8 protein-coding genes are annotated in these 11,292 nt (G+C 61.0%); all 8 read right to left on the reverse strand.

Translation table 11 applies throughout. From position 1 onward, the window contains the following. Positions 1 to 7: 7 nt before the first annotated feature. The 8 genes from trbJ to E5X88_RS30890 all read right to left on the reverse strand — a co-directional run bounded on the left by trbJ (position 8) and on the right by E5X88_RS30890 (position 10,906). A complete protein-coding gene (trbJ, locus tag E5X88_RS30855; RefSeq protein WP_095520371.1) occupies positions 8 to 733 on the reverse strand; it encodes a P-type conjugative transfer protein TrbJ in 726 nt (241 codons plus the stop codon). Next, complete coding sequence (gene trbE / locus E5X88_RS30860) at positions 730 to 3,180, reverse strand: conjugal transfer protein TrbE (RefSeq protein ID WP_128260769.1); 2,451 nt, start codon at positions 3,178 to 3,180, stop codon at positions 730 to 732. Before trbE ends, trbJ begins: the two co-directional genes overlap by 4 nt. Beyond that, positions 3,174 to 3,446 carry a VirB3 family type IV secretion system protein gene (locus E5X88_RS30865; protein ID WP_024502852.1) on the reverse strand — a complete coding sequence of 91 codons (273 nt, stop codon included), beginning with the start codon at positions 3,444 to 3,446 and terminating at the stop codon, positions 3,174 to 3,176. The genes trbE and E5X88_RS30865 overlap by 7 nt, the downstream gene beginning before the upstream one ends. Then, complete coding sequence (locus tag E5X88_RS30870; protein WP_024502851.1) at positions 3,446 to 3,754, reverse strand: TrbC/VirB2 family protein; 309 nt, start codon at positions 3,752 to 3,754, stop codon at positions 3,446 to 3,448. Before E5X88_RS30870 ends, E5X88_RS30865 begins: the two co-directional genes overlap by 1 nt. A 12-nt stretch (positions 3,755 to 3,766) precedes the next feature. Next, positions 3,767 to 4,735, reverse strand: a complete 969-nt coding sequence (gene trbB, locus E5X88_RS30875; protein WP_095520373.1) for a P-type conjugative transfer ATPase TrbB — start codon at positions 4,733 to 4,735, stop codon at positions 3,767 to 3,769. After that, positions 4,732 to 5,145, reverse strand: coding sequence for a CopG family transcriptional regulator (locus E5X88_RS30880; RefSeq protein ID WP_095488561.1), 414 nt, complete (start codon positions 5,143 to 5,145; stop codon positions 4,732 to 4,734). Before E5X88_RS30880 ends, trbB begins: the two co-directional genes overlap by 4 nt. A 116-nt stretch (positions 5,146 to 5,261) precedes the next feature. Then, entirely contained in the window at positions 5,262 to 7,286 is a 2,025-nt protein-coding gene (locus E5X88_RS30885; RefSeq protein WP_095520376.1) for a conjugal transfer protein TraG, read from the reverse strand. Between the two features lie 218 nt (positions 7,287 to 7,504). Then, positions 7,505 to 10,906 (reverse strand): Ulp1 family isopeptidase, encoded by a 3,402-nt coding sequence (locus E5X88_RS30890; RefSeq protein ID WP_287171661.1) that lies wholly within the window; start codon positions 10,904 to 10,906, stop codon positions 7,505 to 7,507. Between the last annotated feature and the right edge of the window lie 386 nt (positions 10,907 to 11,292).

The raw sequence follows: 11,292 nt of genomic DNA on the forward strand, positions 1-11,292 counted from the left end.
CTCGTGATTAATTGCCGGGATAAGCCGAGCCGGTACCCAAGAATCGCTTCGTCATCTCGCGGGCGGCTTCCTCTGACTGGGCCTTGCGGGCGGCATCCTCGGCCTCAGCTCGAAACTGCGTTGCGAGCAGCGTCTGGATCTGCATCTGCTGCTTTGTCGAAAGCGCCATCAGCTGGTTGGTGGCCTGGCTTGCCTGAAGCGCACCGGCCGCCCCTTGGCTGCGGTTGACGAGATCGGCGAGCAGATCGCCGTCGGCGCGGACGTTCTCGACGATTTGCGACTGGACCCCCATGGTCTGGCGGAACGCCTGCATGGCGCTTTGCCAACGCTCGCGCGCAGCACTCGCCACATCGCTGACCTTGATCGTGGCGTCGTAGCTTTCCGGATATTGGCTGCGCCACTGGTCTTGAAGCTTGCCCAGATCAAAGCTGAGGCCACTCGCCTGGTCCATCAAGCCGTCGATGCGATGGAGCGAACCGGTGAGTTGGCCAACGGAAGAGAAATCCAGACGGTGAAGATTGCGCGCCATGTTCTGCAGCATGGTCGCCTGATTCTGCAGCGACTGGATCTGGTTGTTGATCTGCTCCAGGGCGCGCGCGGCCGTCAGCACGTTCTGCGCATAATTGGACGGATCGAACACGATAAGGGCGTAGGCGGGCTGCACATAGTCGGCCATAGGCTTGGCGATCAGGGAAACGGTGATCAGGCCGGAGAGAAGGCGTCGCCGCATCATGCTAATTGCTCCTTGTCTGGTTGAGGGAATTGCTTGAGAAGTTCGCCGGCCCAATCGAGGCCGCGCGCGATCAGGAACTGCGAGGCAAAGCTGCCTTGCCCGTCTTCGGACAGGATCCTGTCGATCAGAGTCTGCGTGGCCGGATCGGAAGCACCGCAAAGCGCAAGAGCGATGGGGCCAAGCCCGAGCTCGAACAGACGGTTGCCGCGGCGCGATTGCAGATAATACTGACGCTTCGGCGTGGCGCGGGCGATCAATTCGATCTGCCGCTCGCTTAAACCGAAGCGTTCGTAGGCTGTGCGCGCCTGGGGTTCCACGGCACGATCATTGGGAAGGAAAATGCGCTGCGGGCAGCTTTCGATGATTGCCGGCGCTATGGCAGAGCCCGCGATATCAGCCAGCGACTGCGTAGCGAAGACAACCGACACGTTCTTCTTTCGCAGCACCTTCAGCCATTCGCGGATGCGGGCGGCGAACAGCGGATTGTCGAGATAGACCCACGCCTCGTCGAGCATGATCAGCGTGGGCCGTCCGTCGAACCGTTCCTCAAGTCGCTGGAACAGATAGGTAAGCACCGGCAGCAAAGCGCCTTGGCTGTGCATCAGCTCCTCGGTCTCGAAACACTGCACATCCGACAAGGCCAGCCCATCATGATCGGCATCGAGCAGGCGGCCGAAGGGACCGTCGAGCGTGTAGGGCATCAATGCGGACTTCAGCGCATTGGATTGAAGCAGGACCGAAAGGCCGGTCAGTGTGCGTTCCTGCGCCGGCGCGGTGGCAAGGCTGGCCAGCGCTGACCAGATAGCCTCCTTCACCTCCGGCGTGACGGTGACGTTCTCGTGGGCAATAAGGCTGGCGATCCATTCGGCCGCCCAGCTTCGGCTAGCCTGGTCGTTGATGCTGCGCAGTGGCTGAAAGGCAAGGGAACTGTCCGCTCCTAGCGCGTGGTGTTCTCCACCCATGGCAAGTGTTGCAGCACGGGCCGAATTGCCTTTGTCGAAGACATAAACCTGGGCGCCGGCATAGCGCCTGAACTGCAGAGCAATCAGAGCAAGCAGAACCGACTTGCCGGCGCCGGTCGGACCAACAGCCAGCATGTGGCCGACATCTTCGACGTGGGTGGAAAGCCGAAACGGTGTCGACCCGCTGGTCTCGGCAACGAGAAGCGGTGGCGCTTCGGTTTGGGTGACTTTCGCGAGATACTCGTTTGTCGCAGGACCGGCCCAAACCGACGACAGCGGCATGAGATGGGCAAGGTTCAAAGTATGAACGAGCGGTTGGCGAACGTTAGCGTAGACATGGCCAGGCAATGAGCCGAGCCAAGCCTCGACCGCATTGACGCCTTCTCGGATCGTGGTGAAACCGATCCCATTGATGATGCGCTCGACCGCGCGAAGCTTCTCTGCAGCGGCTTGGCGATCCTCGCCCCACACCGTCACGGTCGTGGTGAGATAGCCGAAGCTCACATGATCGCCGCCCAATGCCTGAAGGGCTTCGTCGGCATCGAGCGCCTTGTTGTCGGCATCGCTGTCGACAAGCGGGACCGGCTCGTTGGTAATGACCTCGCGTAGGATTGCCATGATCGATTTGCGCTTGGCAAACCACTGCCGGCGCAACCGCGTCAGCGTCTTCGTGGCTTCCGTTTTCTCGAGCGGAATGAAGCGCGTCATCCAGCGATAGGCGAAATCCTGATGATTGAGGGTATCGAGGATCCCGGGCCGGGTGAGGTTCGGAAAGCCGAGGATGGTCAGTGTGCGAAGATGCTGCTCACCCAGCATCGGCTCCAGGCCACCGGTAAGCGGCGCATCGACCAGTATTGCATCCAGATATATCGGCGTTTCGGGGGCCATGATAGGATGGCGGCGAGGCGAAATCGTGCCGTGGAGGTAGGTCAGCGTCTGAGCATCATCGAGGACGCGTACTTCGGACATGAAACCCGAGAAGAGATCGAGCACGCGGTTGGTCTCGTCACGGAACCTCGCCAGATCCTGGCGCCAGTCTCTTTCTCCTTGGGAATAATGAGAGTCGACGAGCGCGCTTTCTGCGCGCGCCTGGGCGTCCGGCGGTGGCATAAACACCAAGGTCAGATGATAGCGGCTCTCGTAGTGCGCTACCTTCCCCTCGAAAGCAGCGCGGCGTTCTTCGTCGACCAGCCACGACGCGGCGTCAGGAAAATGCGAGTTCGGATAGCCCAGCGCTTCTATGCGCTCGGCCTCAAAGAACAATGCCCAGCCAGAGCCAAGGCGTCTGAGAGCATTGTTCGCCCGGGCGCAAATGCCGACGAGTTCAGCCTCCGTCGCACTTTCGAGATCCGGGCCGCGGAACCGCAACGTCCGCTGAAAGCTGCCGTCCTTGTTGAGCACGATGCCGGGCGCCACCAAGGCAGCCCAGGGTAGATGGTCGGCAAGCCGGTCGGCTTTGCTTCGATATTCCGAAAGGTTCAGCATGCAAGCCACCCCTTCAGACGTAGGTGGCGCACAAGCACGCTGGCGAAGTCCGGATCGCGTCTTGCGGCAAAGACCGCTAACGAGTGGCCCGCGATCCAAAGCACCAGACCAGCAATCCATTGCTGCAAGCCGAAGCCAATGGCCGCGGCCACTGTACCGTTGAGGATCGCCACCGCGCGCGGAGCCCCGCCGAGCAGGATCGGCTCGGTCAGCGCCCGGTGGACCGGTACTGCGAAGCCCTCGATATGCTGCTCCCCGGCGGCCATCAGACGAGCGCCCCACCACCGAAGGAGAAGAAGGAGAGGAAGAAGCTCGATGCCGCGAAGGCGATCGACAGACCGAAGACGATCTGAATCAGGCGCCGAAAACCACCGGCGGTGTCGCCGAAGGCAAGCGTCAGGCCGGTGGTGATAATGATGATCACCGCAACGATCTTGGCGACCGGTCCCTGCACGGACTCCAGGATCTGCTGCAGCGGCTGCTCCCACGGCATGCCGGAGCCGGCCGCATAAACCGGGGCCGTGATAAGAAACGCGAGCGCTGTGGACGAAAGAAAGCGAAGCTTCTTGCGCATGAGGAAGGCCTTTCAAAGCTGCTGGAGTTGCGAAAGCGTGAGCGGGGCAACGGCGTAATCGCCGCTGCCGTCGAGACCGGTGACCTCGGCGATTGCGTCGATGTGGCGCGACGAGCCGCGTCCCGCTATAAAGACGATCAGATCTATCGCCTCAGCGATGAGCCGGCGGGGAACGGTGACCACCGCTTCCTGGGCGAGTTGCTCAATGCGATAGAGAGCCGAGCGCGCGGAATTGGCGTGTACGGTAGCGATGCCGCCTGGGTGCCCGGTGTTCCATGCCTTCAGCATGTCGAGCGCTTCCGCGCCCCTCACCTCGCCCACGATGATGCGGTCCGGCCTGAGCCTCAGCGTCGAGCGCACGAGATCGGCAAGGGTGACCGAGCCCCGCCTCGTTCTCAGGGCAACGCAGTCCCTGGCCGCGCACTGCAGTTCGCGTGTGTCCTCGATCAGGATCACCCGATCGTCGCATTCGGCGACTTCAGCCAGCAGAGTGTTGGCGAGTGTTGTCTTCCCCGAGGAAGTGCCGCCGGCGATCAGCATGTTGCGCCGCTCGCGGACGGCCTTTTTCAGCGCATCGGCCTGCAGCGGCAGCATGATGCGTTCGGCAACATAGTCGGCCAGGGTGTAGACTTTCGCGGCGGGCTTGCGGATGGCAAAACATGGCGCCAACACCACAGGTGGCAGCAGGCCTTCGAAGCGTTCGCCAGACGGCAATTCGGCACTGACGATCGGGTTGTCGGCGTGCGCCTCGGCGCGCACGTGCGAAGCAACCAGGCGGATGATACGTTCTGCCTCGGACGGGTGCATGTGAACGTCGGTATCGACCCGACCTTCGCCTAACCGGTCGAGTCGCAGCGCGCCGTCGGGATTGACCATCACCTCGATGACGGACGGATCGGCCAGGGCTTCGGTGATTGCCGGACCCATGGCGGTGCGTAGCATGACACGCCGCCGGTGGTCGGCCTCGGGATGAGAGCTCATCCTTCCCCTCCCCCACCATTGTCTTTGCTAAGCGACTTTTTGCCGGAAGCGATCTGGCGGCCGACCTTCTCAACGAATTTCTCGAAACGCTCTTGGGCAATAGCCTGCGTTGCCCGATCCGGGACCGGCGTGTGGGCATGAAGGGTGATCGAAAAGCGGATGAAGAGCGCCAGGCTCTCCAGGATCACCTCGGAATCGCGCCTGACGTGGGCAAGATCGCGGGAGAGCCGGTCAAGCCTTACGCCGTAGCGCCGATCGAACTCGCTCTCGCCACGCCGCTCGATGAACGCCTCGATCGCCTTCGCCACGATCGCTGATTTGGTCGTTGACGGATCGCGACTGAGGTTGTCCAGTTTCTCGCTGAGCTCCGGCTCAAGCAGAAACTGATGGCGAATGCGGTGCGGCTTCATGCGGCTCGTTCCGACGGCCCGGCGTTGCGCCGGCGACGGGAGAAGCATCGGCCAGACGCTCAAAATTGCTTATGGCCGTTATCTACGCTGAGGTGCGCTCTGCAACTCAGCGGACTTCAGAAGCCGGGAATGACATCGTCGCCCCTGCCCTCGTTGATACCGTAGGCGCGGGCCGCAGTGGAAATCCGATCCATGACACGCTTGTCCGCGAGCGCTTCGCTGTCATCGTCTGCGGGCTTGTACAGATCGGCCTGATCGGGCTCTTGAGAGACAACAACGTCTTCTTCGGGCAGGCTTGGATGGCGTTGCTGCTGAACGCCTCCCTCGTCTTCAACTGGCGCGTCGGCGCTTTCCTCGTCCGCAGCAAGTCGGCTATCGACGCTGCACACTTGTCCAGTCCAGCCGTCCGGGCGTGATGCAGGGCAGTCCGCATAGGGCCCGTCGTGCAGCACCGGCGCAGGCAGCACCCGATCTGTGAAATTCTGATCCTGATAATAGCGCAGCTTCTTGGCGCGGATCGGCGGCAACCCAGAAACCAGGACCAATTCGTCTGACGGCGGCAATTGCATCACCTCGCCTGGCGTCAGGAGCGGGCGCGCGGTTTCCTGGCGGCTCACCATGACATGTGAAAGCCAGGGCGCAAGCCGATGGCCCGCATAGTTGCGCATCGACCTAAGTTCGGTTGCGGTGCCGAGGGCATCCGAGATGCGCTTGGCCGTGCGTTCGTCATTGGAGGAAAAGGCAATTCGCACGTGGCAATTGTCGAGAATAGCATTGTTCTCGCCATAGGCCTTTGAAACCTGGTTCAAAGATTGTGCGATCAGATAGGAGCGAATGCCATAACCTGCCATGAAGGCGAGCGCCGTTTCGAAGAAGTCGAGGCGACCGAGCGCCGGAAACTCGTCCAGCATCATGAGCAGCTGATGCTTACGGCTCTTCTTCGGGTCCCCCTCCAGACGCTCCGTCAACCGCCTGCCGATCTGGTTCAAGATCAGTCGCACCAAAGGCTTGGTGCGCGAGATATCCGAAGGCGGCACGACCAGATAGAGCGACAGCGGTCGCTCTCCACCCACTAGGTCAGCGATGCGCCAGTCGCAGGACGAAGTGGCCGCCGCGACCGTTGGATCACGATAAAGCCCGAGAAAGGACATGGCGGTCGAGAGGACGCCTGAGCGCTCGTTTTCCGACTTGTTCAGGAGTTCGCGAGCCGCCGAGGCCACTACGGGATGGACCTGAGGGTTATGCCCCGTCCCGAGATGATTTGTCGTCATCATCCGCCGTAGCGTTGCGGCAAACGAGCGTTGCGGGTCCGACAGGAAGGTGGCGACGCGGGCCAGCGTCTTGTCCTCTTCAGCGTAGAGCACGTGCAAAATGGCGCCAACTAGGAGTGAATGGCTGGTCTTCTCCCAGTGGTTCCGTCGCTCCAGCGCGCCCTCGGGATCGACGAGGATGTCGGCGATGTTTTGAACGTCCCGGATCTCATCTGGGCCTTTGCGCACCTCCAGCAGCGGGTTGTAGCGTGCCGATCTCGGGTCGGTCGGATTGAACAGAAGGCAGTACGAGAATTTCGACCGCCAGCCGGAGGTCAACTGCCAATTTTCGCCTTTTATATCATGAATGATGGCAGACCCGGTCCAGGAAAGTAGCGTTGGAACAACCAGCCCCACGCCCTTGCCCGAACGCGTCGGCGCAAATGCCATGACGTGCTCCGGGCCGTCATGGCGCAGATAGCGATCGTTCAGCCTACCGAGGAAAACGCCCGCCGGCCGTAACAACCCTGCCGTCTCGACCTCATGAGTCGTGGCCCACCGTGAAGACCCATAGGTCGTAACCGACCCGCGCTGTCGCGCGCGCAAAAGCGAGCCAGCGATTGCGGCGGCACAGCCCAGGAATCCGCTGGCGCCTGCAAGCGTACCGGCTTTGTCGAAGACCTCCGGCGCATAAGCATCGAAGTGGAACCACCATTCAAACAGCTTCCACGGCTTGTAGATTGGCCAGCCGGCGAAGAGAAACCATGGTGCGCCGAGAGGCGTCTGGTAGGTCAGCATTTGAGCGCACCATTGGGTTGCCGTCCATACGCCGATAATGACAATTGCGCACACAACGGCGATCTGCCCGATCAGTAGCTTCGTAGGTGTCATCGGCTTGGCCCGCTGAACAACGCGACCTAGCATCGCGCGGCGCAGCCGGGACAGGAATGTTCCTCACATACGATTTGGGAGCAATGAACGACTTCCTACGTATCAGGTCGGTCAGCACGCGTGTTGCGCCTTCACGCGACACCATCCGCCACTCCATCCTTTCCATTCACCCTGAGGCCCGGCGCCGCCGACAGTTGCGTGACCGCTCCTCCGCAAAGTTATCTTCTGCGTTCAGGGAGCCACGGCGCCTGGGCTGGCTGATGAACACCGTCCGCTCGCGCATGTGGGGTCGAATTGATTTGTGCCCAAGTGGAGGCAGGCTCGTCTTCCAACAGTTGCCGCAGTTCCCCTGGCTCGAACGCCATCATCGGTGGGGAAGCGGGTTCATCCTCCAACAGCTGCCGCAGTTCCCCTGGCTCGAACGCCATCATTGGTGGGGAGGCAGGCTCGTCCTCCAACAGTTGCCGCAGTTCCCCTGGCTCGAACGCCATCATTGGTGGGGAGGCAGGTTCGTCCTCCAACAGTTGCCGCAGTTCCCCTGGCTCGAACGCCATCATTGGTGGGGAGGCAGGCTCGTCTTCCAACAGTTGCCGCAGTTCCCCTGGCTCGAATGCCATCATCGGTGGGGAGGCGGGTTCATCCTCCAGCAGCTGCCGCGGCTCTTCCTCGTGCGGCAAGCGCCTCCTTAGCCGGTCTTGCAGCGCCTGCCGATCGGCAACGAGGTTGTCGAGGGGCAGCGGCTCGTGGTCTGGCCGCTGCCCTTTCACCAATCGTTCAACCAGCGCCCACGTGCCCTCCAGGACAAATACGCCGCAATCATAATGGTTCGTCTGTCTGGCCATGGGGGCTGGCGCCAAGGTGGCATTCAGCAGTCCTGCGAGCTGTTTTGCAGGCACGTCGTTATATCCCTCTCGCTGGAGGGAGTCGTAGTGATAGGCGAACCGCCTTTCCGGGTCGCGGCGATCAACGAGCAGCAGCGACCAATGGGTGCCGGGGCTAGTAGCCGTGCCATTATTCACTGGCAAGAACAGGAAGTCGGCTGTGGCGTTGTTTTGATTATAGATGGACTGCAATATGCCTCGAGCGTCTTGCGGCGACGTGTGTCGCAGTAGATGGGATACGGAAGGATCCACCAGCCGAGTCCGGGCAGCGAGCGCCGGATTGATCCCCTGCAGTTGCCCCTCCAGCAAATTGTAATCTCTCTGGATATGGGCGTCGCTCAGCCATTCGGCGGCGCCGAGCACCCGCCCCGTTGCAACGTTGGACGGGGCTGTCGGATCGAGCGCCCCGATCTGAGCCCCAGAGGAACTGGTAGTCAGTGTGGTCACATCAACCAGTGGAAGGCCGCGGTAGGTGCCTGGCAGCCTAGCGGTTGCTGGCGAGGCGGGTTGGGGAGCTCTTGCCGGTGCCGCTGGCCCAGCTTCAGCAGCGGCCCCAACGCGCCTGGTGACTGCGTCTGCCGGATGAGCAGAAAGGACAGTTTCGCGCCCGAGCACAATGCGCGGCAGGATATCCCGGAGGTGAGCCAATGCAGAACTGATACTTAGCCTATTACCATAGGAGACAGCCTTGAAGCTCTCAACATCTTTATCCAGCGATTTGTCGTGAATCCGAGCCGCAATCCCAAGCTTGTTATTTTGACGCAGGTACTGACTAAAATGTCTAAGAAAATTTGTATAGCCGCCCACGGTATCTGGATTCCGTCCGGTCGCAGGCGCTGCCAGGTACTCCTTGGTCGAAGCGGCTCTGTAATTTCTAATGAGCTCGGCATCGTCAGGATAGGGGATCACGACAGGGCGAGCCATAATCTGGGCTCCGCCTGTCGACTTCTTGAGGTAACGCAGTGCGCCAGCCACGGTGGAGGAACCACCCGTACTCTCGTACTCCTTGAGATCCTGATCCAGCGACGAATGGTAAAGCCGAGCAGCAAACCCTGGCTTGTTGTTTTGAAGGAGCCACCGACTAAAGCCGAAAAGAGAATTTACATTGTAAGTGACCGTGTTCGCTTTGGCCTTACCCGCGTGGAATGCTGCCCTCAGCCCTTCGATAGCGGTCGCATCGTTGGAATAGACAGGACGCTTGTCGGCACCGTCGGGGACTACAATTGGACGATCCGGCTGCACTGTCGAGGGCATCGACCCACCACCTCCGGGATGCGGTGCTGGGGTGGATTCGTGCTCATCCCTCTGCCTGACGAGCTGCGCCTCACATTCCGGTGTAGCCACCTTATGAGGATCCTGCATCGGTTCGATCCCCTCCATCTCCTGCTGCAACCAAGCCAAAGCTTGGCGAGCGGCCTGCGCGGCTTCATCAACCGCGGAGGATGTCTCCACACCTCTGGCGGACGCCGGCAGAGCCTGCTCCGCCCGCCGTCGAAAGAGCTCTGGCGAGGCGGATTTCTCCGCCCACAATCTGGGCTGCGTAGCGAGTCCCCGTCCAGATTTATGTGGCACCGCCTCGCTTGGCAGCGGGCTGCTCCTGTCCCGTGCAGCTACCAGCTCCTCCGGGGCGCCCTGGTCGCCGTGGCGCCAGTTCAAGTGAGGGACGGCCTCTCCAAAGTCGGGCGCTTGGTGTTGGTGCGCGGTTGGGGCGAGAGACAATGGTAGATCGGTGCCCTCCTTATAACCTACCGGCAGGAGCTCCTCTGGCCAATCGAATCCCTGCTGTGGTGCGGTATGCTGAGCAGCGTCGCCACGGGGACGAGCCTCCATGCTGACCGCGTTTTCCAGATGATTCCCGAGTATAACGCGCGGCGGGTTCTTGCGGAGATAAACCAGCGCAGATTCGATCGGAGCTCCACCATTAGAGGAGGCGGCCTTGTAGCTCTCAACATCTTTATCCAGCGATTTATCGTAAATGCGACCCGCAATTCCGAGCTTGTCATTTTGACGTAGGTAATGACTGAAATGGTTAAGAGCAGTTGCGTAGCCGCTCGCGGATCTGAAATGTCTGGTGAGCGCGGCGTCGTCAGGATGGGGGTTCAGGACAGCGCGACCCACAATCGGGCCGGCTCCGCCCATCGACTTCATCAATTGACGCAGTGCGCCAGCCACGGTGGAGGAACCACCCCTACTCTCGTACTCCTCGAGATCCTGGCTCAGCGACGGATGGTAAAGCCGAGCAGCAAGCCCTGGCTTGTTGTTTTGAAAGAGCCAACGACTAAAGCCGAAAAGAGAATTTGTGCTGCGAGTGACCGTGTCCGGCCTGGCTTTACCCGCAAGGAGTGCTGACTTCAGCCCTTCGATGGCGGTGGCATCGTTGGAATAAACAGGACGCTTGTCGGCACCGTCGGGGACCACAATTGGACGATCCGGCTGCACTGTCGAGGGCATCGACCCGTCGAGATGCGGTGCTGGGGTGTATTCGTGCTCGTCCCCCTGCATCACAAGTTGCGCCTCCCGTTCCGATGTACCCACCTGATGGGTGGGGAGTTGCATCATCACGCGAGCGCCTGAGTTGCCAACCTCACCTGGTTGCCGCTCAGTGACAGCATGCTGCAGATTGCTTTGGATCCTCTGCCTCTTCGTTGGTCTCAACTCACCTTTACCATGCGAGCCATTGACGAGGACCTCCTCGCCTGGCGCACCCATCAACTCGTCCGCCGCCTGCAGTTCGCCCAAGTGCTGCTCAAAACCGGCTTGGCCGGCCTGTCCGCTTGCTCGTGCGGTACGGCGTGCTGCACCTGCAGCCAAGCTGCCACGATGAATGTCTAGTTTGTACGGGTGCACGCTATCCTCACTTCCACAGATCACATGAGCAACCTACTCAGGCAAGCTTTCGAGAGGCTGACGAGGTCCGCCGCCGCGGAAGGCGAAGGCTGGTTTTCTGCTCAGCGGTTGACGGCCTCGCGTGTTGCGGCCGCGCCGGGTATCACGCCAATCAATCTGAATAGTCGATGCGTCAAACGAACCAGGATGGGATTTTCGTAGCGGGGCTGCTCTACTCACTCTTGGGTCGTGTCCCACCGCGTGGTGTAGGTCGGCGATAGCGAAGCCGCTCGCGAGCG

The sequence above is a fragment of the Mesorhizobium sp. genome, from assembly GCF_004962245.1.
GTDB lineage: Bacteria > Pseudomonadota > Alphaproteobacteria > Rhizobiales > Rhizobiaceae > Mesorhizobium.

Excerpts from the sequence above, each read along its gene's own strand:
- trbJ (WP_095520371.1), bottom strand. The coding sequence starts at position 733 with ATGATGCGGCGACGCCTTCTCTCCGGCCTGATCACCGTTTCCCTGATC.
- trbE (WP_128260769.1), bottom strand. The coding sequence starts at position 3,180 with ATGCTGAACCTTTCGGAATATCGAAGCAAAGCCGACCGGCTTGCCGAC.
- E5X88_RS30865 (WP_024502852.1), bottom strand. The coding sequence starts at position 3,446 with ATGGCCGCCGGGGAGCAGCATATCGAGGGCTTCGCAGTACCGGTCCAC.
- E5X88_RS30870 (WP_024502851.1), bottom strand. The coding sequence starts at position 3,754 with ATGCGCAAGAAGCTTCGCTTTCTTTCGTCCACAGCGCTCGCGTTTCTT.
- trbB (WP_095520373.1), bottom strand. The coding sequence starts at position 4,735 with ATGAGCTCTCATCCCGAGGCCGACCACCGGCGGCGTGTCATGCTACGC.
- E5X88_RS30880 (WP_095488561.1), bottom strand. The coding sequence starts at position 5,145 with ATGAAGCCGCACCGCATTCGCCATCAGTTTCTGCTTGAGCCGGAGCTC.
- E5X88_RS30885 (WP_095520376.1), bottom strand. The coding sequence starts at position 7,286 with ATGACACCTACGAAGCTACTGATCGGGCAGATCGCCGTTGTGTGCGCA.